The sequence below is a fragment of the Massilia agrisoli genome (assembly GCF_020831365.1).
GTDB lineage: Bacteria > Pseudomonadota > Gammaproteobacteria > Burkholderiales > Burkholderiaceae_D > Telluria_A > Telluria_A agrisoli.
This window is the reverse complement of record NZ_JAJHPV010000004.1, coordinates 157,838-183,682: the sequence shown is the minus strand read 5'-3', so window position 1 is coordinate 183,682 and position 25,845 is coordinate 157,838. Positions and strand designations below refer to the sequence as shown.

Below are 25,845 nucleotides of genomic sequence, written 5' to 3'. Positions count from 1 at the left end.
GACGCTTTTTGGGGCAGCGATCAGGGCCTGTATTGACCGCAATGTGTATGGACGTAAAAAAACCGGGCCCGCACTGCGGCCCGGTTTTTTTTGAATCAGTAGAGCTTAGAACTGGAAGCGCACGCCTACCGACAGCAGGTCCGCCTCCAGCTTATAACTGTCACCCAGTCGTCATTCCCGCGCAGGCGGGAATCCATGGCACGCCCGCGCATAGGCAATGTGGATTCCCGCCTCCGCGGGAACGACGTTGTTGAGGTGTGTCAGTGCTTTTTAGCCTTGGATGCCAGCGAAGCCATCTCAGCTTCAAATTTGGCAAACCGTGCGTCCAGCTGGGCAGTCAGGCGTTTCTTCTCCTGCGCCGGCAGGAAAGCGTAGCGCAAGCTGTTGTACGAAGCCTTCTTGACCTCGCTATAGTCGGGCTTGTAGCGGCTGGCGAAAAGCACATACTCGTTCGACAGCGTGTGGCGCGTCACGCCCGCATCGTCGGTCGAAATCACATACGGCACGCCATATTTACGGTACAGGGTAAGCGGATGGTTGTCTCCCTTGATGCCGCTGATGAAAGCGTTGCTGGTGAGGTTGATCTCGACCGGGATGTCCTTCTCGCGCATTGTCTTCATGATCGCCAGCGCGTTCGACTCGTGCGCGAGGTCGATGCCGTGGCCAATCCGGTCGGCGCCGGCGATCCGCAGGGCTTCGTCGATATGGAACTTGAGGCCTTCCGGCGGCACGTCGCCCAGCGCCAGCTCACCCGCGTGCAGCGCCAGCTTGACGCCCGGGTAGCGCGCCTTGAGGAACCTGAACATCTTCATATGCAGGCTGTAGTCGCGCATCGAGATCAGCGAGCTTTCCTGGCCGACGATGTTCAGGCCAACCACCAGCCCGCCCTGCGCCGCAGCCTTGAAGCCGCCCAGCATCGACGAGAACACGCGCGACGGCGACTGCAGGCGGAACACGTAAGACTGGTAGCGCATCGTGAAGTTGGCGTCGTCGACGCCGGCATGCGACTCGGCGATGCGGCGCGTGTATTCCGACAGGTTCTGGTTGAACTTCGCGTCGGTCTCGAGGGCGGCTACCCAAGTGGCCATCGCCTGGTCGAGGGCTGCGTCGCTGGTGGCCTGGCTTACCCTGGCGTCGAACTCAGGGCCGTCGCTCGACGGCGCCGACTTGAACATGGTCTCGATGTAGGAGACGTTTTCGTCGACCGCGCGCTTTTTCAGCGTCAGCAGGCCTTCATTGAAGTTCGTGTTCGATACCGCGTAAAAGTAGTTAAAGGTCTGGAAGAAGCGCTGGTCCGGCGGCGGCTGTACCGCGCCATGGTTGTCGAAGTCCTTGGCCGACCAGCGCTGCAGCAGCTCGCGGTAAGCAGTATCGTTCGCGACAAACTCGGCGCCCGTCAGGCAGCTGATCCTGGCCGGCGGCGGTGGCGGAATGCGCGCGGCAGCTACCTTTGCCGGGTCCGATTCGATCAGGTAGGTGTTCACGTCGACGCACCAGCCCTGCTTGTCGATCCATTCGAGGTACTGCTCGGCGTAGATGGAGCCGGAATAATGATGGTGCAGGTCCGCGCCCTTTGGCATGCGGGTGAAGAACAGGGTCAGTTCCGAGGTCTTCGGCGCCTGGCCCGCGATCAGCGACGCGTAATGACGCGCCGTGAGGACTTCGTTGGCCTTGGCGGATGGCGCGCGCGCGTGCGCGGACGGCAGGGCGGCGGCGAACGCCAGGACGATCGCCATGCTGCTCATTTTGATGTGCATTGTTCTTCTCTCGGTGTGTGGAACTGCCAAAATTATGCAGGCAGGCGCTCGTGTACCTTCCGCCCGGCGGCGAAAGTCGCGCTCACCGCGCGGTCGTCGCCCAGCAGCGCCAGCACAAACAGCAGTTCCTCGAGGTTGGCGCAGCGCTCGGTGCGGCGCGCCAGCAGCGGCGTACAAGCCGGATCGAGCACGATGAAGTCCGCCTCTGTCCCCGGCGCGAAGCTGCCGATGCTGCCTTCCAGTTGCATGCTGCGTGCAGCACCGAGCGTGGCGAGATAGAACATGCGCGCCGCCGGCAGGTAACTGCCCTTCAAGCGCGCTACTTTATAGGCTTCATTCATCGTTTGCAACATCGAGAACGAGGTGCCGCCGCCCACGTCCGTCGCCAGCGACAGGTTGACCCGCGCCGCATCGGCGCGCTCGAAATCGAACAGGCCGCTGCCGAGGAAGAAGTTGGAGGTCGGGCAGATCGCGGCGGCGGCGCCGGTGGCGGCCATGCGCGCGAAGTCGGCGTCGTCGAGCCAGATGCAGTGGCCGAACATCGACCGCTGGCGCATCAGGCCATGGCTGTCGTACACGTCCAGGTAGCTGCGCGATTTCGGGTACAGCTCGCGCACCCAGTCGCATTCGGCATGGTTTTCAGACACGTGGGTCTGGATGAAGGTGTCCGGGTAGGCCGCCGCAAGTTCGCCCGCCAGCGCCAGCTGCGCCTCGCTCGATGTCGGCGCGAAGCGCGGCGTGATCGCGTACAGCGAACGCCCGCGCTTGTGCCACTTGCGGATCAGGTCTTCGCTCTCGCGCGCGCCACCCTCGGCGCTGTCGCACAAAAACTCCGGGCAGTGCCGGTCCATCAGGATCTTACCTGCCACCATGCGCAGGTTGCGCGCCTCGCTCGCCTCAAAAAATGCGTCGACCGATTCCTTGTGCACTGTGCAGTACACCATCGCGGTCGTGGTACCGCAGCGCAGCAGCTCGTCGAGGAAGAACTCGGCCACCTCGCGCCCGTGCGCATGGTCGCCGAACTGGCGCTCGGTCGGGAAGGTGTAGGTCTCCAGCCATGGCAACAGGCCAGGCGCAGGCGAGGCGATCATGTCGGTCTGCGGGAAGTGCAGGTGGGTGTCGATAAAGCCGGGGACGATCAGTTTGCCGCGGTAGTCGTGCACGGTGACGCCTTCGGGCAGCGCCGGCGCAAGCGTCGCGTAGTCGCCCGCCGCGTGGACTTTATCGCCATCGACGATCAGCAGCCCGTCCTCGTGCCAGCTGTAGGCATCAGGCGTGAACGCCGGGTCGGCGTGGAAGTGCAGCACGCTCGCGCGGTAGGCTTGCAGCTTGTTTGGTGGAGCTATCGACATCAGGTTCTTTCTTGTTCAATCTTGTGGAGGGCGGCTTCTTGCGCTTCCCATACGCCCAGCAGCTGGGCGCATACCGACGCCGCGATCACCGCGGGCGCCTTATTGCTTATTCCGGGCAGCCCGATCGGGCATACCATCGCTTCAATTCGCGCCGGGTCGACACCCCGGTCGCGCAGGCGGTGCTCGAACTGCTTGCGCTTTGTGTGCGAGCCAATCAGGCCAAACCAGCCGACGCCGGGCCGCGCCATGATCGCTTCGGCCAGGCGCTGGTCAAGCGCGTGGCTGTGCGTCATGACAAGGAAGCTCGCGCCTTCCGGCGCAGCGGCGACCAGCGCTTCGGGCGTGTCGGTCGCTTCGACCGTGACGTTGGCCGGAACCACAGCCGGGAACATGTCGTCGCGCTCGTCCACCCAGCTTACTGTACATGGCAAGTCGGCCAGCGCGCGCACGATCGCAGCGCCCACATGACCTGCGCCAAACAGCACCAGATGGGCGCGCGGCGCCATCACCGCGTCCACCAGCCACCTGCGTCCATCGGCATCCTGCATGACGTGCGTGCCGCGGTTGCGCGCAAACGCGGGGGCAGGCGACCCGGCGATCTGTGCGCCGGCGGCGTCGAACAGCGCCGCCTCGGGCACGCCGTCGATGGCCACCACGCGCCAGCTGTCCTCGCGCGCGCGCTCGCGCAGCAAGGCTGCCTGCGCGGCATCTGCCTGTTCAAATAACAGGTAGACCACCCCGCCGCAGCATTGCCCCAGTCCAGGGCCAAGCGCAAAGCGTTCGAAGTGGCGCTTTGCCCGCATTGTCCGCGCGATGTCGATTGCACGCAGTTCGAGGTGTCCGCCGCCGATCGTGCCGCTCACCTCATTCGCGCTGACCAGCATCTTTGCGCCAGGCTCGCGCGGCACCGAGCCCTCGGCTATCGCAACCGTTACAAGCACTTCCATCACACGGCCGATTGCAGGGCCGCTTCGACCGCGGCGATCGACTTGAGAATCTCTTCGCTGGTGGCGGGCGCGTTCAGCGGCGGGTTGACCTTGTGGCCGCCGACGCTGGACACCGCGTCGCGGATCGCGAAGAACACCGAGAACGGCAACAGCAGCGGCGGTTCGCCGACCGCTTTCGAGCGGTGGATGCTGTCCTCCACGTTTCCGTTGTCGAACAGGCGCACGCGGAAGTCTTCCGGGCAGTCGGACACGCCGGGGATCTTGTAAGTCGATGGCGCGTGCGTCATCAGCTTGCCGCCGTCGTTCCACCACAGCTGCTCAGTGGTCAGCCAGCCCATGCCCTGGATGAAGGCGCCCTCCACCTGGCCGATGTCGATGGCCGGGTTAAGCGAGCGGCCCGCATCATACAACGCGTCGGCGCGCAGCAGTTTCCATTCGCCGGTCAACGTATCGACCACGACTTCCGACACCGCGGCGCCGTAGGCATAGTACGAGAACGGGTGGCCGTTCATGGTCTTCGGATCCCAGTGCAGCCCCGGCGTGGCGTAGAAGCCATCGGACCACAGCTGGACTCGCGCCAGATATGCCTTCTGGACGAGGATCGGGAATGGTTCTTCATGGCCGTTGACGAACACGGTATCGGCAGCGAAGCGCACGTCCGCCACATCGCCGCCGTACAGCTTGACCGCATACGCCGCCAGCCGCTCGCGAATCTGGCGCGCGGCGTCCTGCGCTGCCTTGCCGTTCAGGTCAGCGCCAGTCGATGCGGCCGTGGCCGAGGTGTTCGAAACCTTGCTGGTATCGGTCGCGGTGGCGCGGACGTGCGACAGGTCCACGCCCAGTTCATGCGCGACCACCTGCATGACCTTGGTGTTAATGCCCTGCCCCATCTCGGTGCCGCCATGATTGACGATGATCGAACCATCGACATATACGTGCACCAGCGCGCCGGCCTGGTTCAGGTGGGTGACGTTGAATGCGATGCCGAACTTGACCGGCGTGAGCGCCAGGCCTTTTTTCAGAACCGGGCTTGACGCGTTGAAGGCGGCGACCGCCTTGCGGCGCGCGCGGTATTCGCTGCTCGCCTCCAGCTCCGCCACCAGTTCATGGATGACGTTATCGACCACCACCTGCCCGTATGGCGTGACGTTGTTATCGGTCTTCCCGTAGAAATTAATACGGCGGATGTCGAGCGGATCGCGCCCCAGGTTACGGGCGATTTCGTCGATTACGTATTCAATTGCGATCGCGCCCTGCGGCCCGCCGAAACCGCGGAAGGCGGTATTGGACTGCGTGTTGGTCTTGCCGCATGCCGCGCGGATGTCGACGTCGGACAGGTAATAGGTGTTATCGAAGTGGCAGACTGCGCGCGTGGCGACGGGCCCGGACAAGTCGGCCGAATAGCCGGCGCGGCTGACCATGTCGACCTTCGCCGCGACGATCTTGCCGTTGTCGTCGTAGCCGACCTCGTATTCGTAGTAGAAGCAGTGGCGCTTGCCGGTAACGAGCATGTCGTCATCGCGGTCGGCACGCAGCTTGACCGGGCGCTTGAGGTGATTGGCCGCGATGCTTGACGCAGCGCACCACAGCGCCGACTGCGACTCCTTGCCGCCAAAGCCGCCGCCCATGCGCCTGCATTCGACCACGATGTTATGCGAGGGAACCCCGAGCGCATGCGCCACCACGTGCTGCATCTCGCTCGGGTGCTGGGTCGAGCACTGCACCAGCATGCCCTTGTTTTCCTTCGGGATGGCGTAGGCAATCTGCCCTTCGAGATAGAACTGCTCCTGGCCGCCGACATACAGCTCGCCCTTAACCGAGTGCGGCGCGCGTTCGAAGGCGGCCTGGTAATCGCCGCGCGCCAGGTGCATCGGCGGCAGCACGTACGACTGCGCCGCCTTGGCTGCCTGCGGAGTCAGGATTGCCGGCAGTTCGTCATAGGTCACCTTGGCCAGGCGCGCGGCGCGGCGCGCGTTGTCGTGCGTGTCCGCGACCACGATAAACAGCGGCTGGCCCACATACATCACGATGCCGTTCGCGAAAATCGGATCGTCGTGGACGATCGGGCCGCAGTCATTGGTACCTGGGATGTCGTCGGCCGTGTAGACGGCAACCACGCCGCGGCTGGCGCGAACTGGCGCCAGGTCCATCGACACAATCATCGCGTGCGGCTTGGCCGACAGGCCGAGCGCACCGTGCAGGGTGCCCTGCACTTCCGGAATGTCGTCGGTGTAGGTGGCCTGGCCAAGCACATGCAGCTCGGCCGACTCGTGCGGGCGCGGCTTGCCGACCACGCTCCAGGCGGCGCTTTTCAATACGGGGGAACCTGCATCATTCATCATGTTCTCCTTAGGCGCGCACGGCAAAGGCGTTCACTTCGGCGGCCGCCAGCGGCGCATCCTGGCGCGTCTCGAACCAGTAGCGCTTGAGCAGGTTCTGCGCCGCCTTCATGCGGTACTCGCCGGATGCGCGCATGTCTGACAGCGGCTTGTAGTCCTGCGCCATCGCGGCCATCGCGGCATTGACCGTCGCTTCGGTCCAGCGCTGGCCGCGTACCGCGTCCTCCGCGGCCGCAGCGCGCTTCGGCGTCGCGGCCATGCCGCCGAAAGCGATACGGGCATCCGCGACCACGTCGCCATCGAAGGTGAATGCAAACGCAGCGCACACCGCGGAGATATCCTGGTCGAAGCGCTTGGCCAGCTTGTAGGTCCGCAGGCGTACGCCGTCGCGCGGCATCGGCACGCGCAAGGCCTGGACGAATTCGCCGGCCTGCAAATCCTTTTGCTGGTAGCCGAGGTAGAAATCTTCAAGCGGCATCACCCGTTGGCCTGAAGGACCGCGCAGCACGAGCTGGGTGCCGGCCGCGATCAGCCACGGCATCGAATCGCCGATTGGCGAACCATTGGCGACGTTGCCGCCAAGTGTGCCGGCATTGCGGATCGGGAGCGACGCGAAGCGCTGCCACATCTCCGACAGCTCGCCCGGATAGTGGCGGCACAGCGCCTTGTACGCCTCTTCAAGCGTAACGCCGGCGCCGATCTCGATCGTGCCATCGTTTTCCGCCACGGTCTTGAGTTCATCGACATGGCCAAGGTAGATGATGTCGCCCAGCTCGCGCATCTGCTTCGTGACCCACAGGCCGACATCGGTGGAGCCGGCCAGCAGCAAAGCGGAAGGATGTGCGGAACGCAGCTGTACGAGTTCGTCGATGGTGCGCGGCGCGTGGAACTGCTGTCCGCCGACGCTGTAGGTCGCCGCTGTTTCACGGCGCAGCGACGCCAGCTGGCTGGCCAGCGCATCACGGTCGAATGACACGGAAGGCAGCTCACCCATGCGCATGGCGGCATCGATGATCGGACGGTAGCCGGTGCAGCGGCACAGGTTACCCGACAGCGCATCATCCACCTGGCAGCGGCTTGGGCGCGTGCCCTCCTGCTTCAGGTACATGCCCCACAAGGACATCACGAAGCCGGGCGTGCAGAAGCCGCACTGCGACCCGTGGCATTCGACCATCGCCTGCTGTACAGGGTGCAGGGTGCCGTCCGGCAGCTGCATGTCCTCGACGGTGAACAGTGCCTCGCCGTCGAGGGTAGGCACCAGCTGGATGCAGGAATTGACTGCCTTCATCTGGAGCTGGCCATTTTCCAGCGAGCCGATGACGACGGTACAGGCGCCGCAGTCGCCCTCGGCACAGCCCTCCTTGGTGCCGGTGCAATGCAGAACCTCGCGCAAATGCTGCAAGACAGTCTGCGTCGGTGACGCACTGCTGACCTCGCGCACAGCGCCCTGATAGAAGAAACGGATCGGTTCTGACATTCTTGCCTCGGCTTTATCCCAGCTTACAAGGCTAACACCAGCAGCATAGGCAGGTATATGAAAACGCTGATGTCGGTTATCAGCAAATATGATTAATCGCCAACTCCGGCCACTTCGGGGTCAGACCCCAATTCTGGAAATGTTCTCGTTTGGCCGTGGTCTGACCCCAATTCTGGAAATGTTCTCATTTGGCCGTGGTCTGACCCCGAACTCCGCAACTTCGGGGTCAGACCCCAATTCTGGAAATGTTCTCGCTTGGCCGTGGTCTGACCCCGAATTTGGAAACGATTACTTCATTCTAGAAAAGGATGCGTCGAATGCCAGTGCTGCGCGATGTCGATCCGCCGCGTGATCCAGACTTTGTCTTGCCCCTGGACGTAATCGAGGAAGCGCGCCAGCGCTGCTGCCCTGCCCGGGCGCCCGACGAGCCGGCAGTGCAGGCCTATCGAGAGCATCTTCGGCCGGTTCAGCCCATTGGGGTCGCCCTCGGCATACAGCACGTCGAACGCATCTTTCAGGTAATCAAAGAACTGGGTGCCGGAGTTGAAACCCTGCATCGCAGCAAAGCGCATGTCGTTGGTGTCGAGCGTGTATGGCACCACCAGGTGCGGCTTGACGGCCGCCACGCCGTGAGCATCGGCGTACTCCACTTTCTGCCAGAACGGCAGGTCGTCGCCGTAATGGTCGGCGTCATAGACGAAACCACCGTGCTCGACCACCAGCTTGCGCGTGGCCGGCGAGTCGCGACCGGTGTACCAGCCTTGCGGGGCTTCGCCCGTCAGCTCGCGGATGATCTGCACCGCTTCCTGCATATGGGCGCGCTCGGTGGCTTCGTCGATGTGTTGGTACGAAATCCACTTCAGCCCATGGCAGGCGATCTCGTGGCCAAGCTCGCGGAAGGCGGCGACCGCTTCAGGATTGCGTTTGAGCGCCATCGATACGCCGAACACCGTCAACGGCAGCTTGCGCTCCTCGAACATGCGCAGCAGGCGCCATAGTCCGGCGCGCGAGCCGTATTCGTACAGCGTTTCCATGCTCATGTGCCGCATCGGGAAGGATTGCGCGCCGATGATTTCGGACAGGAAGGTCTCCGATCCCGCGTCGCCATGCAGCACGCAGTTTTCGCCGCCTTCCTCGTAGTTCAGCACAAACTGGAGCGCGACCCTGGCTTGCCCCGGCCACTGCGGATGGGGCGGGTTGCGGCCATAGCCGATCATGTCGCGCGGATAGTTATCGTAGGTCGTCATCGGTACAAGCCGGATGTGGGTTATAACTGGCATCATATATTGACTGACGCACAAGGGTATATGATCTTTGCGATAGGTTATTTCACAGCCACTATATAGAGGTAAGCGAATGGGCAAACTCAGTACCCACGTGCTCGACACGACACAAGGAAAACCCGGCGCGGGCGTCAAGGTGGAGCTGTATGCGGTCAGCGATGGCCAGCGCAGGCTGGTCAAGGTGGAAACCACCAACCAGGACGGCCGCTGCAACAGTCCCTTGCTTGAAGGCGATGGGATGCAGCCGGGGCAGTACGAGCTGGTGTTTGCCGCTGGCGACTATTTCGCCGCCCAAGGGGTGGACCTGCCCTCGCCCCGCTTCATCGACCGCGTGACCATTGCCTTCGGCATTGCGCACGCCGACCAGAACTACCACGTCCCGCTGGTGGTCACCCCGTGGTCGTACTCCACCTACCGGGGTAGCTGAGCCGTCCAGCCGAACGATGCAAATTGGTCAAACTTGCTATCCTTGGGCATTGCCTCGGGAGAGAAAATGTCTTTGCACATAGTTCACTTTATCGGCCCCATCAACCACCATTCGGCCTGCACGATCCGCAACCTGTGCCTGCAGGCCTTGCAGAGCGGCGCCAGCGAGATCGAGCTGCACATGTCTACCGAGGGCGGCAACATGACCGCCGGCTTCGCGCTGTACTTCTTCCTCAAGTCCCTGCCGCTGCCGCTGACCACGCATAACGTGGGCAGCATCGAGTCGGTCGGCGTGGTGATTTTCCTCGCCGGCGCAAAGCGCTACGCCTGCCCGGGCACCCGTTTCCTGGTCCATCCCCTGCACTGGGGCTTCGGCAACCTGGTGGCCGCCGACCACTCGCGCGTCAGCGAGTGGCGCGACTGCCTCGATTTCGACGCCGAGCGCTACGCGCGCGCCTTTGACGAAGCCACCAAAGATTGCGCCGGCTGCGTCGACATCCGCCCTAACCTGTTCGGCAACGCCCGCCTGTTCGACGCCGACCAGGCGCTTGCCTGCGGCATCATCCACAAGGCCGTCCAGGCCAAGATCCCGGAAGCCGGGGCGACATCGCACTGGTGGAACGGTTGATCATGATGCCCTGATCTTTTCTAGAAGAATCCCTCGATTCTTTTACGCAACAAATCTTTACAAATCCCACCAAATGTAACCAATTGTCGTTTGGCAAGGTTAGAATCAAATCTAGCAAGAGCGTTCGGCCCCACCCCCGCCGTAAGACCTCCGCGAGTTTTGCACCTCCGTTTAACCTCACAAAGACAATCACAATGAACAAACGCTTTATTGCAACGATGCTTGCGTTGCCATTCGCCGTGTCCGCCGCCTACGCAGCTGACACCGCACCGACGGTCAAAATCAGCGGTTTCGGCACCGGCGCCCTCACATTCACCGACACCGACCAGGCCCAGTTCGCCCGCCCTAACCAGGCTAGCGGCGCCAGGAAGAGCCCGCGCACCGGCGTCGATTCGAACCTCGGCCTGCAGGCCAGCACCGACATCAACCCATGGCTGTCGGCCACCGCCCAGGGCCTGGTGCGCAAGGATGGCGCAGAAGGTTTTGGCGCCGAATTGGCGTGGGCTTTCGTCAAGGCCAAGGTGTCGGACAACTTCAGCATCCGCGGCGGCCGCCTGGGCCTGCCGGTGTTCATGATTTCCGACTACCGTAACGTCGGCTACGCCAACACCATGCTGCGTCCGCCTTCGGACATGTATTCGCAGGTTCCATTCGACAGCATCGACGGCGTCGACGGCACCTTCCAGCAGTCGTTCGGCGACACCACTGTTACCGCCCAGCTCGCATACGGCACGACCGAGCGCGCGCTCAACACGGGGAGCGGCTCGATCGTCCACCTCGATGCCAAGGACTTGCTGGCGCTGAACCTGGTGGCCGAGCATGGCCCCCTGATCGTGCGCCTTGGCCGCGCTGACGCCAAAGCCACCATCGACGATTCCGTGTCGCTCAACACCCTGGTAGGCGGCCTGCGCGCAGCCGGCTCGGGCTATGGTTTCGGCCAGCTTATCTCGCTGGGCAATGAACTGTCCGTCAACGACAAGAAAGTGTCGTTCACCTCCGCCGGCGCGATCCTCGACTGGAACAACATCCTGGTCCAGACCGAAATCGGCAAGCGCAAGACCGACAGCTACATCAACGACACCACCTCGTGGTACGTGATGGGCGGCTACCGCTTCGGCAAGTTCCTGCCGTATGTCAGCCACTCGAACCTGAAGGCTGACAACATCGTTGCCAACACGGTTCCTGCAGCCTGCCCTCCCGGCTACCCGGCCGCCTGCACCCCGACCATGCGCGCGCTGTCGGCCGGCGTCACCCGCCTGACCACCACCGGCACCCAGGGCCAGCAGAGCACCGACACCATCGGCATGCGCTGGGACTTCCACCAGTCGGCCGCGCTGAAGGTCCAGGTCGACCGCATCAAGCCGAAACACGGCCAGGGCCTGCTGCTCCAGCCTGCCGCCGGCTTCACCGGTCCAGTTACCGTCGGCGCAGTTGCCGTCGACTTCGTCTTCTAAGGAGCCACGCATGAAACAAATTCGTCATCAACTGGCGACCGTGGCCGCAGCTGTTTCCCTGGCAGTGCTGGCAGTACCGGCACAGGCCGAGGTGGTGGTCGTGGTCGGCGCCAAGAGCCCGGCATCGACCATGACCAGCGAGCAGGTGGCCCAGGTTTTCCTCGGCAAATCGACGGCGATGACGCCGGTCGACCAGCCTGAATCGGAAGCGATCCGCGGCGAGTTCTACAAGAAGGTCGCCGGCAAGGACGCCGCCCAGGCCAAGGCGCTGTGGTCCAAGCTGGTATTCACCGGCAAGGCCTCGCTGCCAAAAGAACTGGCAGGCAACGCTGAAGTCAAGAAGGCAGTGGCGGCCGATCCAAAGGCCATCGGCTACATCGACAAGAGCGCACTCGACGGTTCCGTCAAGGCAGTCCTGAGCGTGCCTTGACGCCTGGCGCACTGATCACGCCCTGCCAATCCCGCGCCGCTCTCTCTTGAACGGGCGCCAACAACATGCCGCCTTCACGGGCGGCATGTTAAGTCTTTTTGGAGTCGTAGAATGAGTATCAAACGTAAGATCTGGGCGTTGCCCGCGATCTCGACCCTCATCTTCAGCGTCGGCGTCGGGGCCAGTGCGTACATTGCCACTGGCGCCCTCAATTCGATCCGCACCACCGGCAACGTCGACTATCCAGTGCTGGACGGCGCCAAATCGCTGTCCCTGGAAGTCACCGCCATCACCGACGGCCTGCGCGACGCGGTGGCCGAAGGCGACAAGGCGCGCCTCGACCAGATTGCCGAACAGGCCGGCAAGGTCAAAGCCAACATCGGCAAGCTGGCGCAAATTCCAGGGCAAGCCGAGAACGGCGCGCGCCTGGCGAAAGAATTCGATGCGTATTACGCGCCGGCGCTGTCGGCTGCCCGCATCATGCTTGAAATGGAAGAAGGTGATCCGGGCGCGACCGTGGCGCGCATGCAAAGCGCGCTCGCTGCGCTGACGGCCGACCTGCAGAAAACCAATGCCGCCGCGCAGGCGCAATTCAAGGCCGGCATCGGCGACAGCGAGGCGAAGGTCCGCAGCGTACTGTGGGCCATCGTGGCCGCGGCGCTGGCCGTGATCGCCAGCCTGGCGCTGGTGTCGTGGTTCGTCGTCAAGGCCATCTGGCACCAGCTGGGCGGCGAGCCCGAGTATGCCCGCGCCATTGCGCGCTCGGTTGCCGACGGTGACCTGTCGATGGAAATCGTTACGGAAAAGAACGACACCACCAGCCTGCTGGCCGCGCTGCGCGACATGCGCGCCAAGCTGGGCAGCATGGTGGCCGAGATCAAGAGCTCGGCCGAGACGATCAACGTCGCCAGCGCTGAAATCGCCAGCGGCAACGCCGACCTGGCGGCGCGCACCGAATCGCAGGCAGCCAGCCTCGACCGCACAACGCAGGCGATGCAGGGACTCACCAGCACCGTGCGCAAGAACGCCGGCAATGCGACCGAGGCCAACGCGCTGGTGCTGTCGGCATCGGACGAAGCCACCCGCGGCGGCCAGGTGGTCAGCGGCGTGGTGACGACGATGGGCGACATCAACGCGTCGGCGAAGAAAATCGTCGACATCATCGCGGTGATCGACGGAATTGCGTTCCAGACCAACATCCTCGCGCTCAACGCGGCCGTTGAAGCGGCGCGCGCCGGCGAGCAGGGCCGCGGCTTCGCGGTGGTGGCTGCCGAGGTGCGCAACCTGGCGCAGCGCAGCGCTGCCGCCGCCAAGGAAATCAAGGAGCTGATCGGTGATTCGGTGTCGAAGGTCGATGCCGGTTCGCAGCTGGTCGACCAGGCCGGCGTGACGATGGGACAGATCGTCGAGTCGGTGCGCAAGGTGGCGGCCATCATGGTCGAGATCAATGCGTCGAGCCAGGAGCAGTCAGCCGGCATCGACGACATCGGCCGCGCGATCGCCAGCATGGACGAGATGACCCAGCAGAATTCGGCGCTGGTCGAGGAAGCGGCGGCTGCCGCGGAATCGCTGACCGAGCAGACCGACCAGCTGAGCAGCGCGCTGGGGATGTTCAAGCTGGCGCAGGCGGGGCATGCTGCGGTAGCGGCCAGGCGGCCGGTGCTGGCAATAACCAACTGAGGTCAAATCGGCGGATGCGCGCTTCGCGCTTATCCGCCCTACGCCTTCTCTGGTTTCGTAGGGCGGATAAGCGTACGCGCATCCGCCGAACACCCGCCCCGTCCCGCTTGTGTACAAACTTGCATCAACCCTCCCCTTCCTCTAAAATCCAAAGCTCAGCGGTAGCCTGATGGCCCGCCCCGCCTGGTGCCGGCCCAACGAAGGTGCCGTCCAGTTTGTTATGCAAGTTTTCTGACGGTGACCCTTGGATACCGTGCCGCTTTGGGTGCTACTTCTCGCACTCGCCTTCCTGATCCTGTTCTCGGCCTTTTTCGCCATGGCGGAAACGGCGCTGATGTCGGCCAATAAGTTCCGCCTGCGCTCGATGGCCAAACGCGGCCACCGCGGCGCCCGCTCGACGCTGTGGCTGCTCGACCGTACCGACAAGCTGCTGTCGCTGATCCTGATCGCCAATACCGTCGTCAACGCCGCCGCAACCGCGCTGGTCACCGGCATCGCCATCCTGTTCTTCGGCTACGACGAAGCCATGATCGCCCTCGCCATCGCCGCGCTGGTCTTCCTGCTGGTGGTGTTTGCCGAGATCACGCCCAAGCGCATCGGCGCGCGCTACCCGGAGAACATTTCGCTGTCGGCCGCCACCGTGCTGCGCCCGCTGATGGCCATCTCGCAACCGCTGATCTGGTTCGTCAACCTGTTCGTGTCGGCCATGCTGTCGCTGCTGCGCATCCGCCGCAGCAACCCGGACGAGCAGCGCGTGTCGCCGGAAGAACTGCGCTCGATCGTTCTCGAAGGCGGCAACTTCATTCCGCAAAAGCACAAGAGCATCCTGCTCAACCTGCTCGACCTGGAAAACATCTCGGTCGAAGACATCATGACCCCGCGCGCCCAGGTCGAGGCGCTGAACCTGGCCGTGCCGGTCGCGGAAATCAAGCACCAGCTGACCACCTGCTACCACAACAAACTGCCGGTTTATGAAGGCGAGATCAACCAGATCGTCGGCATCCTGCATGTCCGCCACGCCGTCGCCCTGCTTAACGAAGACGATGAACTGACGGTCGAGCATTTCCGCGAGCTGCTCAGCACGCCCTACTTCATCCCCGAAGACACCAGCGCGCTGGCGCAGCTGCAGTATTTTCAGGAGAACAAGGAACGCCTCGGCATCATCGTCGACGAATACGGCGAGGTGCAGGGCCTGGTGACCCTCGACGACATCATCGAGGAAATGATCGGCGAATTCACCACTTCGGTACCCGGCGCGTCGCGCAGCGAAACCTTTGCTTGGGACGCCAAGGGCGAATGCCTGCTGGACGGCGCCACGCCGCTACGCGACATCAACAAGCAGCTGGGACTCGGCTTCTCGCTGGACGGCCCGAAGACCCTCAACGGCCTGCTGCTCGAACAGCTGCAGGAAATCCCCGACGCGCCGATCGCCGTCAAGTTGGGCAACTGCGTCATCGAAGTGCTGCATGTGCAGAACCAGGCCATCAAAGTGGCCCGCCTGCAGCGCCTGGCGCCAAAACAGTTCATATAAGATAACTTTGTGTCGCCGTGCCATTTCGTCTACGTGGTATAAGCGCGTCTGCGCCGGAGACAACTCTTTACAAATGTGATGCCCGGAGGCATGATCTGAGGCAACACGCCGTATCGGGCCACTCCTGGCACGGCGCCTTTGTCGTCTCTTGATCATTTAACCACGCGCGTCTATGGCATCAGTCCTACCGAACACGGCTTCAGGCACACCGATGTCGGGACTGGCGCGTGCGCTGGTGCAGGCCGGACGCTTGCCGGCCGCGCAGGCCGACGCGCTGCAAAAACAGGCCGCTGCCGACAAGGTGCCTTTCATCGACGCGCTGGTGGCGGGCGGCAGCATCGATGCGCGGTCGCTCGCCGCGTTCTGCGCCGAAACCTTCGGCTACCCGCTGATGGACCTGCAGACGCTGAGCATCGACGCGCTGCCGCCGAAAGCGATCGACAACAAGCTGATGCAGGGGCAACGCGTGGTGGCGCTGGCCAAGCGCGGCAACAAGCTGTCGGTGGCCATCTCGGACCCCACCAACACCCAGGCGCTCGACCAGATCAAGTTCCAGAGCGAAGCCTCGGTCGAACCGGTCATCGTGGCCCACGACGCCCTGATCGCGCTGCTCGCCAAATTGATGAAGAGCGCCGAGCAGACCCTGAGCGAAATGGTCGGCGACGACCAGGACATCCAGTTCGAGGAAGACACCCAGGCAGCGCCGCTGGCCGAAGTGGGCAACGACATCGAAGACGCGCCGATCGTCAAGTTCCTGAACAAGATCCTGATGGATGCGGTCAACATGGGCGCGTCGGACATCCACTTCGAGCCCTTCGAGAAGTTCTACCGCATTCGCCTGCGCGTCGACGGCGTGCTGCGCGAGCATGCCCAGCCGCCGATTACCATCCGTGACAAGCTGGTCTCGCGCATCAAGGTGCTGGCCAAGCTGGACATCTCCGAAAAGCGCGTGCCGCAGGACGGTCGCATGCGCCTGATCCTGTCGCCGGTAAAGACCATCGATTTCCGGGTCAGCACCCTGCCCACCCTGTTCGGCGAAAAAACCGTCATGCGTATCCTCGACGCGACCCAGGCCCAGATGGGCATCGACGCGCTCGGCTACGACCCGGACCAGAAAGAACTGCTGCTCGACGCCATCCAGCGCCCGTACGGCATGGTGCTGGTCACCGGCCCGACCGGTTCCGGTAAAACCGTCTCGCTGTACACCTGCCTGAACGTGATCAACAAGCCGGGCATCAACATCTCGACCGCGGAAGACCCGGCCGAGATCAACCTGCCCGGCGTCAACCAGGTCAACGTTAACGACAAGGCCGGCCTGACCTTCCCGGTCGCCCTCAAATCCTTCCTGCGCCAGGATCCGGACATCATCATGGTCGGCGAGATCCGCGACCTTGAAACCGCCGACATCGCGATCAAGGCCGCGCAGACCGGCCACATGGTGTTCTCGACCCTGCACACCAACGATGCGCCATCGACCCTGACGCGCCTGATGAACATGGGCGTCGCGCCCTTCAACATCGCCTCGTCGGTCATTATGATTACCGCCCAGCGCCTGGCGCGCCGCCTGTGCACCTGCAAGCAGCCGGCCGACACCAGCCGCGAAGTGCTGCTGGCCGCGGGTTTCCGCGAAAACGAACTCGAAGGCGACTGGAAGCCTTATCGCCCGGTTGGCTGCGAGCGTTGCCTGGGCAGCGGCTACAAGGGCCGGGTCGGCATCTACCAGATCATGCCGATCACCCCGGCGATTGAAAAAATTATTCTTGCGCACGGCAATTCGATGGAAATCGCGGCGCAGTCGGAAGCGGAAGGCGTCAAGTCCTTGCGCCGTTCAGGCCTGATGAAGGTAAAGCAGGGATTGACCAGCCTGGAAGAAGTGCTCGGCTGCACCAACGAATAGGAAACATAAATGGCAACGTCACAAACGAAAGCGGCCGGCGCGGTCAAGGAAAGCGTCTACGTCTGGGAAGGCAAGGACAAGTCCGGCAAGACGGTGCGCGGCGAACTGCGTGCCGGCGGCGAGGCCATCGTCAACGTCACCCTGCGCCGCCAGGGCGTGATGGTGACCAAGGTAAAGAAGAAGGTTCACCGCAGCGGCAAGAAGATCACCGACAAGGACATCTCGATGTTCACGCGCCAGCTGGCGACGATGATGAAGGCCGGCGTGCCGCTGCTGCAATCGTTCGACATCGTCGGCAAGGGCCACGCCAACCCGTCGATGGCCAAGCTGATCATGGACCTGCGCAGCGACATCGAGACCGGTACCAGCCTGAACAACGCGTTCCGCAAATATCCGCTCTACTTCGACCCGCTGTTCTGCAACCTGGTGGGCGCGGGCGAGCAGGCCGGTATCCTGGAAGACCTCCTGACCCGCCTGGCGATCTACAAGGAAAAGACGATCGCGATCAAGGCCAAGATCAAGTCGGCGCTGATGTACCCGATCTCGATCCTGGCGATCGCGTTCGTGGTCACCGCCATCATCATGATCTGGGTGGTGCCTGCTTTCAAATCCGTATTCCAGAGCTTCGGCGCCAACCTGCCGGCCCCGACCCTGATGGTGATGTCGATCTCCGAATTCTTCGTCGCCTGGTGGTACCTGATATTCGGCGGCCTGTTTGGCGTGATCTATTTCTTCTTCCAGGCATGGCAGCGCTCGCTGAAGGTGCAGCGTTTCATGGACGTTACCCTGCTGAAGGTGCCGGTGTTTGGCGAGGTCATTCGAAAGGCAACGATTGCGCGCTGGACCCGCACGCTGGCGACCATGTTCGCGGCCGGCGTGCCGCTGGTCGAAGCGCTCGACTCGGTCGGCGGCGCGGCCGGTAACGCGGTGTACCTCGACGCCACGCGCAAGATCCAGAACGAAGTATCGACCGGTACCAGCCTGACCTCGGCCATGCAGAACGCCAACGTGTTCCCGAACATGGTGACGCAGATGGTGCAGATCGGCGAAGAATCCGGCTCGCTCGACGCGATGCTGGGCAAGGTGGCCGACTTCTTCGAGGAAGAAGTCGACGAGGCCGTCAGCGCGCTGTCGTCGCTGATGGAACCTTTGATCATGGTGATCCTGGGCGTGCTGATCGGCGGACTGGTCATTGCCATGTACCTGCCGATCTTCAAGCTGGGTGCGGTGGTGTAAAGCCAGCCAGCAACCGCGGCGCGCAAAAAACCTCGCTCCTTGCAAAAGGGCGAGGTTTTTTTATGGCCGATATCCTCCTGGCTACCGCCAAGCTATATGTAGGGAAAATCCTACAAAATGGTTGTATTCACGCAATTGTCGTTGCGATTTTGAAATTGGTCTGACTATAATTTGTCACATTAACAATTATAGGGAAAACCTGAAAATGAAATCCGCTATCGCACTGGCTATCGCATTGACCCTGACTGGCTGCGCAACTTACCAGGCGCCACAACTGGCCGCACCGACCGCCATCCTGGCGCCAAAGCCAATCCTGGGCAACACCGGCAAATACATGTCGCCGTACACCGAAGACGGCACTGTTGCCGTTTGGGTTGAAAAAGGCCGCAGCGCCAGCGCGGGCTCCGCAATCGGCGGTTTCCTGGGCGCCCAGGCTGGCCAGAAAATGGCTGAGCAAATCCCATTCTTCGGCGGCATCATCGGCCAGGCAGTGGGCGAGTCCGCCGGCCGCGCAGTGGCAATGAAGATGGTCGGCGGCGAAGAGTTCATCCGCGCCAATTCGGACCTGTCGTTCAACTCGGTGCAGGACCTGGCCGTCTACATGTACGCCAAAAACTCGGCGCACAAGGACTTCGCTGAAGCGCTCAAGCTGACCCAGGAAATCTACCCTGAACTGAAGACCGCCTACCTGCCGGCCATCTACGCCGCGCCGACCATCGCCGCAAAATAAGACGGGACCAGACATGATCAGCAAACTTATTCCGGCAGTGATGCTGGGTACCGCCTTCCTGACCGGGTGCGCGGCCCCGAACCTCGACAACAGCGCCGGGCGCCGCGTCGTCTACCAGGACGTGTCGTCGCCGTCAGCGACCGTGGCCGGCGTGGGCGTCGAATCGCAGGACGTGGTGTCGATGACCGACAAGATGGTCCGCGACATCCTGTCCAACCCGCAAATCGCCGGGCGCGCCACTGCGCCGCGCGTGATCGTCGATTCCGAGTACTTCAGCAACGACAGCTCGTCGCGCATCAACAAGAACAGCATCACCGACCGCCTGCGCGTGGAATTGAACCGCGCGTCGAACGGCCGCCTGGTATTCGTGGCTCGCCACTACGGCAACATGGTCGAGAAAGAGCGCGAAGCGAAGCGCAGCGGCCAGGCTGACCGCGGCACCATCCGCAGCACCAAGGCGCAAGCCGGCGGCGACTTCCGCCTGGGTGGGCGCATCACGTCGATGGACGCAGCGTCGACCAGCAGCGGCAATGTATCGCGCTACCACCAGATCACGTTCGAGCTGATCGACCTGGAGTACGGCACGATCGTCTGGTCGGGCATGTACGAGTTCAAGAAAGAAGCGCGGGATGACATCCTTTACCGCTAAGCCGCTCGCGGCGGCGGTTCTGGCGGCGGCGCTGTGCGCTGCGCCGCCAGCGCATGCCGACTACCCGGCAGCGCTGGCGCGCCTGAAGGCGTCGCCCGCCAAGGACGTCACCCTGCACACCGTGCAGGCTGGCCTGGCGGCGTTTTCCGCCGCGCGCCTGCCCGAAGCGAACCAGCATTTCGACGACGCGCTGACCGTCATCGAAGGCATGTTCGCCGATTCGCAGGCGGCCGCCAATGCACGCTCGCTGTGGTACGAAGAAGGCGCCAAGGAATACAAAGGCGAGCCGTACGAACGCGCCATGGCCTTCTACTACCGCGGCCTGGCCTACCTGGTTGACGCCGACTATGAAAACGCGCGCGCGTCTTTCCGGTCCGGCCTGATGCAGGACGCGTTCGCCGAGGAGCAGCAAAACCGCTCCGATTTCACCAGCCTGATGCTGCTGGAGGGCTGGACCAACCAGCTGCTCGGCTCCAACGGCCAGGCGAGGGACGCCTACGATGAAGCGAAACGCCTGCGCGCAGGCCTGCCGGTTCCGCCAGCTGGCGCGAACGTGCTGGTGATCGCCGAACTCGGCGGTAGCCCGCGCAAGGTCGGCGACGGCATCGACAACCAGGAGATCGTCTACCGGGGTCCCAAGCGCACGCCCGAGCGCAGCCTCAACGTCGATATCGACGGCAAGGCCTACAAGCCGCAGCTGATTGAAGACGTGTACTTCCAGGCTTCGTCGCGCGGGGGACGCCCGATCGACCGGCTGATCGCCGGCAAAGCCAGCTTCAAGGACACCACCGGCCAGATCGGCATGGCGCTGACGTCGATCGCTTCAGAAAGCAGCGTGATGATGTCGGCGGTCGGCGGCACCGGCGGCGGACGCGTAATGGGCGGCCTGGCCGCCGTCGGCGCGATCTCGTCGATCATCTCGGCAAACGTAAAGCCGCGCGCGGATGTCCGCTACTGGAACAACCTGCCCGAGACGATACACGCTGCGTCCTTCAAGCACGCCGGACTGCCGGACAAGATCGGCGTCACCCTGTTCGACGAAGGCGGCGCGCCGGTGCAGTCCGACAAGCTGGTCATCAACAAATGGATCGACAAGAACGGCAACGTCCTTATCTGGATCAAGAGCAGAACTTAAATCACAAGGAAATCATGAAACTCATCGCCCCAGTACTCGCAGCCGCCGCGCTGCTGGCCGGTTGCCAGACCCCTTACCAGGAAGGCGCCCAGATGGGTGTGCGCGTCAACGACCAGATGGCGCCAAACGCGCGCATCCAATTCGACCAGGTCGTCATTCTCGACAAGGCGCTGCAGAACAGCCGCGCTGGCAAGATCGCCGTCGAGCAGCAAGGCGCCCGCCGCAACCCGACCGGCACCCTGAAGGTTGTCGCGCTGCTGCGCAACCGCACCGACTTCCAGCAGGTGCTGGAAGCGCGCACCAGCTTCTTCGACAGCGGCTTCGCGCCGACCGAGAAGCCGTCGGCGTGGACCCGCATCCACATGGAGCCGAACGGCGTGTCGACCTATGAAGAGTCGTCGATGGGTGCGCAGAACGTGGCGCACTACTACGTCGAGGTCAGGGAGTCGCGCTAATGAAGCCATTCATCCTCGCTGCATTGCTGACCGTTGCCGGTGGCGCCCAGGCCCAGAGCCTGGCGCTGCCGGAGCCGCTCAGGCAAGCGCCCCAGTCGCATCACAACGGCAGCATGGACGCAGCCGAGACGCCGATGCTGGCCGATGAAACGGTGGACGGCAACTTCCGCCAGTGGTACGCAGGCCAGAAGCGCCCGGCGCTGGTGCTCTACTTCAACCGCCAGCTCGACCAGATGCCAGAAGGCTGGCACGGCAACAGCCGCTTGCTGATCGAAGACGTCTCGCGCAGCGGCAAGGTAGAAGACAGCCGCACCATCGCCATTGGCGTGCAGCACAACAGCCAGAAGCAATCGCGTTCGCGCAGCCAGCTGGCCAAGCTGTTCGAGCAGTCACTCGGCGCCGAGCTGAAAAAACAGGACGTGCGCCTGCTCGACTCGACCATACTGCACCGCAAGCTGGCCGCGGGCAACCGCGGCGGCAGCACTGACATCGAGTATGAGTCGCTGAGCCGCTCGGCGCGCTTCGTGCTTGAAGTGGAGCTGGTATGGGTGAACGGCGAATGCGAAGCGGTGGCAAACGTGAAGGACATCCGCAGCGGCGAGATTCCAGCTAGCGTACGCTTGACCATCGAGAGCCTGAACAGCAGCTCGGAAATCGACCAGGTCAGCCGCGCGCTGGTGCAGCGCCTGATGCAATACAAGGTCGCCTGACAAGGCCTGTCGACCTTCATAGCGTTCCGCCCCGGCCGGGGCGGAACGCGCCCCAGTACACTCCGAGAAGACAAGGGCGGCATCCATGAAACGCAGTTACAACACTGTCGACCTCGCCCTCCCCGCAAGCGCCGCCAGCGTCGATCTCTCCCACCACCCAAAGTACCGCGCCGATATCGATGGCCTGCGCGCCGTGGCGGTGCTGGCGGTGGTGTTGTTCCATGCCTTTCCCGCGCTGGCTCCTGGCGGATTTATCGGCGTTGACATTTTCTTCGTCATCTCCGGCTTCCTGATCACCGGCATCCTCGCCAGGGAGATCGAACACGGCAAGTTCAGCTTCGCCCGCTTCTACGCGCGCCGCATCAGGCGGATCTTCCCTGCGCTCCTGCTGGTGATGGCAGCCTGCCTGGCGTTTGGCTGGTTTGCGCTGTTCCCCGATGAACTTAAACAGCTCGGCCTGCACCTTGCGGGCGGCGCCGGCTTCGTTTCCAACGTCGTATTGTGGCAGGAGGTCGGCTACTTCGACCGCGGCGCCGATACCAAGCCGCTGCTGCATTTGTGGTCGCTGGCGATCGAAGAACAGTTCTATATCGTGTGGCCGGTGGTCCTGCTGCTGGCGTCAAAGCTTCGGCTCAACCTGCTGCTGGTCAGCGCCGGCCTTGCCCTGCTGTCGTTTGCGGTCAATGTGGCGGGCATCAGCGCCTTCCCCGGCGCCACTTTCTACTCGCCAGCCAGCCGCGCGTGGGAACTGCTGCTTGGAGCAGTGCTCGCATGCTCGCTGCACAAGGCGCAGCCTGTCGCCGTGTTCGCGCGCGCCGCGACGGCCGTTTCGCCGAACCTGCGGTCATCCGCAGGCGCGCTGCTGCTGGCCATTGGCCTAGCCATCATCACGCGCGAGCGCCAGTTCCCCGGCTGGTATGCGCTGCTGCCGGTGGCCGGCGCGGTGCTGGTGATCGGCGCCGGTTCCCAAGCCTGGTTCAACCGCTTCGTGCTGTCGAACCGCGTGCTGGTCTGGTTTGGCCTGGTCAGCTACCCGCTCTACCTGTGGCACTGGCCGCTGCTGTCGTTCGCCCACATCGTCGAATCGGGCACTCCCGCGCCGCAACTGCGCGCCGGCCTGGTGGTGCTGGCCATCGCGCTGGCCTGGCTGACCTGGCGCCTCGTCGAGCGGCCGCTACGCTTTGGGCCGGGTCGCCACACCCCGGCCGTCCTGGCCTGCCTGATGGCCGTGCTGGCCGCAAGCGGCATTGCCATCTGGGCCAAAGCGGGCATGCCGCAGCGCGATGCCATCGTTGATAATGCACGCCACCAGAAGTCGCTGGTGCTGGTCGAGGATGTGGAAAATGCCGCTACCTGCAAGAAGCGCTACGGTTTCGACACCGTCTACCAATACTGCCTGCTTGCGCGGCCGGACCAGCAACCAACGGTAGCGCTGCTCGGCGACAGCCACGCCTACCATGTGGCGGCCGGGTTGACCAGGTACTACAACGGCCAGGGCGAGAACCTGCTGTACCTTGGCACGCGCCACCCCTACTGGGGCCTGGAGCCCGGCAATGAGCCTTACCAGCAAGCCACGCAGGGAATGCTCGAACAAGCGCTTGGCACGGCCAGCATCAGGACGGTGGTGTTCTCGACCCATCTCCGGCTCGATGACAGTACGCCGGAGGCGCGCGTGATCCATGCGGCGGCGCGCGACACCATCCGCCGCTTCGTCGAAGCGGGCAAGCAGGTGATCCTGATGGAGGACGTGCCGATCCTGAGCTTCGATCCGCGCGCATGCATCAAGCGGGCCGGCATCGCGTCGTCCGCCACGCGCTCGCCGTGCGCCCTGCCGCGCGCTGAAGTCGACCAGCAAACGCCGGGCAACGACACACTGGTGGCCGCCATCCTGCGCGATTTCCCAACCGTCAAGCTGTTCCGTACCCGTGACCTGCTATGCGATGACAAGCTCTGCTGGGCAATGAAAGATGGCAAGCTGCTCTACCGTGACAAGGACCACCTGAGTTACGACGGCGATCTCTACATCGGTGAAAAATTTGCCCAGTGGCAAGCGTTAAGGGGTGCCAAGCAGGCCGGAAACGCCCTACAATAGGATGATGTAGGGCATCATCCCCTTTGACTCGACTGTGGAGCACCATGCTACCGGAAACACTTTTGTTCGCCCCTGCCGGATCAGGCGCCGCGGCGCTTGCCGCCGGCCTGCTCGGACTGCTGATCGGCAGCTTCCTGAACGTGGTTATCTACCGCATCCCGAAAATGATGCAGCGCGAGTCGGACAACTACGTTGCGCACGAAAGCGGCAAGGAACTGCCGCACACTGACCGCTTCAACCTGATGGTGCCGCGCTCGGCCTGCCCGCACTGCGGCCACCAGATCACCGCGATGGAAAATATCCCGGTGGTCAGCTGGCTCGCGCTGCGCGGCAAATGCCGCGCCTGCAAGGCGCCGATCTCGCCGCGCTATCCGGCCATCGAACTGCTGACCGGCATCGTGTCGGCGCTGATGGTATGGACCTTCGGCGCCGGCTGGATGGGCCTGGCCACGCTGGTGTTTGCCTGGATGCTGATCGCGATGACCTTCATCGACTTCGACACCCAGCTGCTGCCCGACGACCTGACCTACCCGCTACTGTGGCTGGGTTTGCTCGTCAACCTGAACGGCATGTTCGTCCCGCTGCACGAAGCCGTCATCGGCGCGGCCGCCGGCTACATGGTCCTGTGGGGCATCTACTGGCTGTTCAAGCTGGTCACCGGCAAGGAAGGCATGGGCTACGGCGACTTCAAGCTGCTGGCGGCGCTTGGCGCCTGGCTCGGCTGGACCATGCTGCCGACGATTATCCTGCTGTCGTCGGTAGTCGGCGCGGTGGTCGGCATCAGCCTGATCGTGTTCACCAAGCACGGCCGCGAAAAGCCGATCCCGTTCGGCCCCTACCTGGCTGCGGCCGGACTGATCGCCCTGCTGTTCGGGACCCGGATCTCCGGGTTCACCCAGGGCTTGCTGGGCTGACCATGGCGACCGGCGCCGACAGCACGCCCCGGCGCCGGTTCAGCGTCGGCCTGACGGGCGGCATCGGCTGCGGCAAGACAACCGTCGCCAACATGTTTGCCGCCCTCGGCGCATCGGTGATCGACACCGACGAAATCGCCCACTCCCTGACTGCGCCCCACGGCGCCGCGATGCCGGCCATACTCGACGAGTTCGGCGCCGGCTTCGCCACGCCAGCTGGCGCGCTGGACCGCGCGGCCATGCGCGCGCTGGTCTTCTCCGACAGCACCGCGCGCCACCGCCTCGAAGCCATCCTGCACCCGCGCATCCGCGATGCCGCCTATGCGGCCGCCGTCGTCGCCACCGGGCCGTATGTGATGTTTGTGGTGCCGCTGCTGATCGAATCGGGCACATGGCGCGAGCGGGTCGAACGCATACTGGCGATCGACTGCCCTGAGGATGTCCAGGTTGCGCGCGTGATGGCGCGCAACGGCATGAGCGAAGCGCAGGTGCGCGCCATCATGGCCACCCAGGTCACGCGCGCGCAGCGGCTGGCCGCGGCCGACGACGTGGTCGTCAATGACGGCGGGCTCGATGCGCTGGGGCCGCAAATCGCGTCTTTACACGAGAAATATCTGGGTTTTTCCGAAAGAATGTCCCGATTACCGTTGGAGCATTTGTAATTTTCCGTCGCTTGGTTCAGAATCACGTGATTGTCGTTCAGCCTACATTTACAGGGATGTC

General features: G+C 63.4%; 22 protein-coding genes. 16 read left to right on the top strand and 6 right to left on the bottom strand.

Annotated elements, in window-relative coordinates; translation table 11 throughout:
• Positions 1–260: 260 nt before the first annotated feature.
• The 6 genes from LMJ30_RS02240 to puuE all read right to left on the bottom strand — a co-directional run bounded on the left by LMJ30_RS02240 (position 261) and on the right by puuE (position 9,119).
• Positions 261–1,757 carry an amidohydrolase family protein gene (locus tag LMJ30_RS02240; protein WP_229430709.1) on the bottom strand — a complete coding sequence of 499 codons (1,497 nt, stop codon included), beginning with the start codon at positions 1,755–1,757 and terminating at the stop codon, positions 261–263.
• Between the two features lie 32 nt (positions 1,758–1,789).
• The gene (gene guaD / locus LMJ30_RS02235) at positions 1,790–3,109 is read right to left on the bottom strand and encodes a guanine deaminase (protein WP_229430708.1); all 1,320 of its coding nucleotides are present in this window, start codon (positions 3,107–3,109) and stop codon (positions 1,790–1,792) included.
• Positions 3,109–4,056, bottom strand: a complete 948-nt coding sequence (gene xdhC, locus LMJ30_RS02230) for a xanthine dehydrogenase accessory protein XdhC (protein ID WP_229430707.1) — start codon at positions 4,054–4,056, stop codon at positions 3,109–3,111. Before xdhC ends, guaD begins: the two co-directional genes overlap by 1 nt.
• Positions 4,056–6,395: a xanthine dehydrogenase molybdopterin binding subunit gene (xdhB, locus tag LMJ30_RS02225; RefSeq protein WP_229431048.1), complete on the bottom strand. Its 2,340-nt coding sequence runs from the start codon at positions 6,393–6,395 to the stop codon at positions 4,056–4,058. The genes xdhC and xdhB overlap by 1 nt, the downstream gene beginning before the upstream one ends.
• Positions 6,396–6,405: 10 nt before the next feature.
• Positions 6,406–7,872, bottom strand: a complete 1,467-nt coding sequence (xdhA, locus tag LMJ30_RS02220; RefSeq protein WP_229430706.1) for a xanthine dehydrogenase small subunit — start codon at positions 7,870–7,872, stop codon at positions 6,406–6,408.
• 293 nt (positions 7,873–8,165) lie between these two features.
• On the bottom strand, positions 8,166–9,119 hold the full coding sequence (gene puuE, locus LMJ30_RS02215) for an allantoinase PuuE (RefSeq protein ID WP_229430705.1): 954 nt from the start codon (positions 9,117–9,119) through the stop codon (positions 8,166–8,168).
• A 109-nt stretch (positions 9,120–9,228) separates the two neighbouring features.
• On the opposite strand from puuE, the gene uraH reads away from it, so the two are divergent.
• The 16 genes from uraH (at position 9,229) to coaE (ending at position 25,784) form a co-directional block, all read left to right on the top strand.
• On the top strand, positions 9,229–9,582 hold the full coding sequence (uraH, locus tag LMJ30_RS02210; RefSeq protein WP_229430704.1) for a hydroxyisourate hydrolase: 354 nt from the start codon (positions 9,229–9,231) through the stop codon (positions 9,580–9,582).
• Between the two features lie 66 nt (positions 9,583–9,648).
• Positions 9,649–10,209: an ATP-dependent Clp protease proteolytic subunit gene (locus LMJ30_RS02205; protein WP_229430703.1), complete on the top strand. Its 561-nt coding sequence runs from the start codon at positions 9,649–9,651 to the stop codon at positions 10,207–10,209.
• Between the two features lie 194 nt (positions 10,210–10,403).
• The gene (locus LMJ30_RS02200; protein ID WP_229430702.1) at positions 10,404–11,663 is read left to right on the top strand and encodes a porin; all 1,260 of its coding nucleotides are present in this window, start codon (positions 10,404–10,406) and stop codon (positions 11,661–11,663) included.
• Between the two features lie 10 nt (positions 11,664–11,673).
• Positions 11,674–12,093, top strand: a complete 420-nt coding sequence (locus LMJ30_RS02195) for a type 2 periplasmic-binding domain-containing protein (protein WP_229430701.1) — start codon at positions 11,674–11,676, stop codon at positions 12,091–12,093.
• 111 nt (positions 12,094–12,204) lie between these two features.
• Positions 12,205–13,773, top strand: coding sequence for a methyl-accepting chemotaxis protein (locus LMJ30_RS02190; RefSeq protein ID WP_229430700.1), 1,569 nt, complete (start codon positions 12,205–12,207; stop codon positions 13,771–13,773).
• Positions 13,774–14,017: 244 nt separating this feature from the next.
• A complete protein-coding gene (locus LMJ30_RS02185; RefSeq protein WP_229430699.1) occupies positions 14,018–15,304 on the top strand; it encodes an HlyC/CorC family transporter in 1,287 nt (428 codons plus the stop codon).
• Between the two features lie 172 nt (positions 15,305–15,476).
• Positions 15,477–17,201 (top strand): type IV-A pilus assembly ATPase PilB, encoded by a 1,725-nt coding sequence (gene pilB / locus LMJ30_RS02180; protein WP_229430698.1) that lies wholly within the window; start codon positions 15,477–15,479, stop codon positions 17,199–17,201.
• A 9-nt stretch (positions 17,202–17,210) separates the two neighbouring features.
• A complete protein-coding gene (locus tag LMJ30_RS02175) occupies positions 17,211–18,437 on the top strand; it encodes a type II secretion system F family protein (protein ID WP_229430697.1) in 1,227 nt (408 codons plus the stop codon).
• A gap of 205 nt (positions 18,438–18,642) precedes the next feature.
• Positions 18,643–19,167 carry a hypothetical protein gene (locus LMJ30_RS02170; protein WP_229430696.1) on the top strand — a complete coding sequence of 175 codons (525 nt, stop codon included), beginning with the start codon at positions 18,643–18,645 and terminating at the stop codon, positions 19,165–19,167.
• A 13-nt stretch (positions 19,168–19,180) separates the two neighbouring features.
• Positions 19,181–19,816 (top strand): LpoB-related protein, encoded by a 636-nt coding sequence (locus tag LMJ30_RS02165; protein ID WP_229430695.1) that lies wholly within the window; start codon positions 19,181–19,183, stop codon positions 19,814–19,816.
• Complete coding sequence (locus tag LMJ30_RS02160) at positions 19,797–20,951, top strand: COG3014 family protein (RefSeq protein ID WP_229430694.1); 1,155 nt, start codon at positions 19,797–19,799, stop codon at positions 20,949–20,951. Before LMJ30_RS02165 ends, LMJ30_RS02160 begins: the two co-directional genes overlap by 20 nt.
• Before the next feature lie 14 nt (positions 20,952–20,965).
• A complete protein-coding gene (locus tag LMJ30_RS02155) occupies positions 20,966–21,406 on the top strand; it encodes a putative periplasmic lipoprotein (protein ID WP_229430693.1) in 441 nt (146 codons plus the stop codon).
• Entirely contained in the window at positions 21,406–22,116 is a 711-nt protein-coding gene (locus LMJ30_RS02150; protein ID WP_229430692.1) for a hypothetical protein, read from the top strand. The genes LMJ30_RS02155 and LMJ30_RS02150 overlap by 1 nt, the downstream gene beginning before the upstream one ends.
• An 85-nt stretch (positions 22,117–22,201) precedes the next feature.
• A complete protein-coding gene (locus LMJ30_RS02145) occupies positions 22,202–24,208 on the top strand; it encodes an acyltransferase family protein (protein ID WP_229430691.1) in 2,007 nt (668 codons plus the stop codon).
• 44 nt (positions 24,209–24,252) lie between these two features.
• Complete coding sequence (locus tag LMJ30_RS02140) at positions 24,253–25,122, top strand: prepilin peptidase (RefSeq protein WP_229430690.1); 870 nt, start codon at positions 24,253–24,255, stop codon at positions 25,120–25,122.
• A gap of 2 nt (positions 25,123–25,124) precedes the next feature.
• Positions 25,125–25,784 carry a dephospho-CoA kinase gene (gene coaE, locus LMJ30_RS02135; protein WP_229430689.1) on the top strand — a complete coding sequence of 220 codons (660 nt, stop codon included), beginning with the start codon at positions 25,125–25,127 and terminating at the stop codon, positions 25,782–25,784.
• Positions 25,785–25,845: the final 61 nt, after the last annotated feature.

What these genes read in the sequence shown, in the direction of transcription:
- LMJ30_RS02140 (WP_229430690.1), top strand. Translation starts at nt 24,253, where the DNA reads ATGCTACCGGAAACACTTTTGTTCGCCCCTGCCGGATCAGGCGCCGCG.
- LMJ30_RS02165 (WP_229430695.1), top strand. Translation starts at nt 19,181, where the DNA reads ATGATCAGCAAACTTATTCCGGCAGTGATGCTGGGTACCGCCTTCCTG.
- guaD (WP_229430708.1), bottom strand. Translation starts at nt 3,109, where the DNA reads ATGTCGATAGCTCCACCAAACAAGCTGCAAGCCTACCGCGCGAGCGTG.
- pilB (WP_229430698.1), top strand. Translation starts at nt 15,477, where the DNA reads ATGGCATCAGTCCTACCGAACACGGCTTCAGGCACACCGATGTCGGGA.
- LMJ30_RS02175 (WP_229430697.1), top strand. Translation starts at nt 17,211, where the DNA reads ATGGCAACGTCACAAACGAAAGCGGCCGGCGCGGTCAAGGAAAGCGTC.
- LMJ30_RS02170 (WP_229430696.1), top strand. Translation starts at nt 18,643, where the DNA reads ATGAAATCCGCTATCGCACTGGCTATCGCATTGACCCTGACTGGCTGC.
- LMJ30_RS02195 (WP_229430701.1), top strand. Translation starts at nt 11,674, where the DNA reads ATGAAACAAATTCGTCATCAACTGGCGACCGTGGCCGCAGCTGTTTCC.
- LMJ30_RS02240 (WP_229430709.1), bottom strand. Translation starts at nt 1,757, where the DNA reads ATGCACATCAAAATGAGCAGCATGGCGATCGTCCTGGCGTTCGCCGCC.
- LMJ30_RS02205 (WP_229430703.1), top strand. Translation starts at nt 9,649, where the DNA reads ATGTCTTTGCACATAGTTCACTTTATCGGCCCCATCAACCACCATTCG.
- LMJ30_RS02160 (WP_229430694.1), top strand. Translation starts at nt 19,797, where the DNA reads ATGACATCCTTTACCGCTAAGCCGCTCGCGGCGGCGGTTCTGGCGGCG.
- LMJ30_RS02150 (WP_229430692.1), top strand. Translation starts at nt 21,406, where the DNA reads ATGAAGCCATTCATCCTCGCTGCATTGCTGACCGTTGCCGGTGGCGCC.
- uraH (WP_229430704.1), top strand. Translation starts at nt 9,229, where the DNA reads ATGGGCAAACTCAGTACCCACGTGCTCGACACGACACAAGGAAAACCC.
- LMJ30_RS02190 (WP_229430700.1), top strand. Translation starts at nt 12,205, where the DNA reads ATGAGTATCAAACGTAAGATCTGGGCGTTGCCCGCGATCTCGACCCTC.
- LMJ30_RS02155 (WP_229430693.1), top strand. Translation starts at nt 20,966, where the DNA reads ATGAAACTCATCGCCCCAGTACTCGCAGCCGCCGCGCTGCTGGCCGGT.
- puuE (WP_229430705.1), bottom strand. Translation starts at nt 9,119, where the DNA reads ATGACGACCTACGATAACTATCCGCGCGACATGATCGGCTATGGCCGC.
- xdhC (WP_229430707.1), bottom strand. Translation starts at nt 4,056, where the DNA reads ATGGAAGTGCTTGTAACGGTTGCGATAGCCGAGGGCTCGGTGCCGCGC.
- coaE (WP_229430689.1), top strand. Translation starts at nt 25,125, where the DNA reads ATGGCGACCGGCGCCGACAGCACGCCCCGGCGCCGGTTCAGCGTCGGC.
- LMJ30_RS02145 (WP_229430691.1), top strand. Translation starts at nt 22,202, where the DNA reads ATGAAACGCAGTTACAACACTGTCGACCTCGCCCTCCCCGCAAGCGCC.
- xdhA (WP_229430706.1), bottom strand. Translation starts at nt 7,872, where the DNA reads ATGTCAGAACCGATCCGTTTCTTCTATCAGGGCGCTGTGCGCGAGGTC.
- LMJ30_RS02200 (WP_229430702.1), top strand. Translation starts at nt 10,404, where the DNA reads ATGAACAAACGCTTTATTGCAACGATGCTTGCGTTGCCATTCGCCGTG.
- xdhB (WP_229431048.1), bottom strand. Translation starts at nt 6,395, where the DNA reads ATGAATGATGCAGGTTCCCCCGTATTGAAAAGCGCCGCCTGGAGCGTG.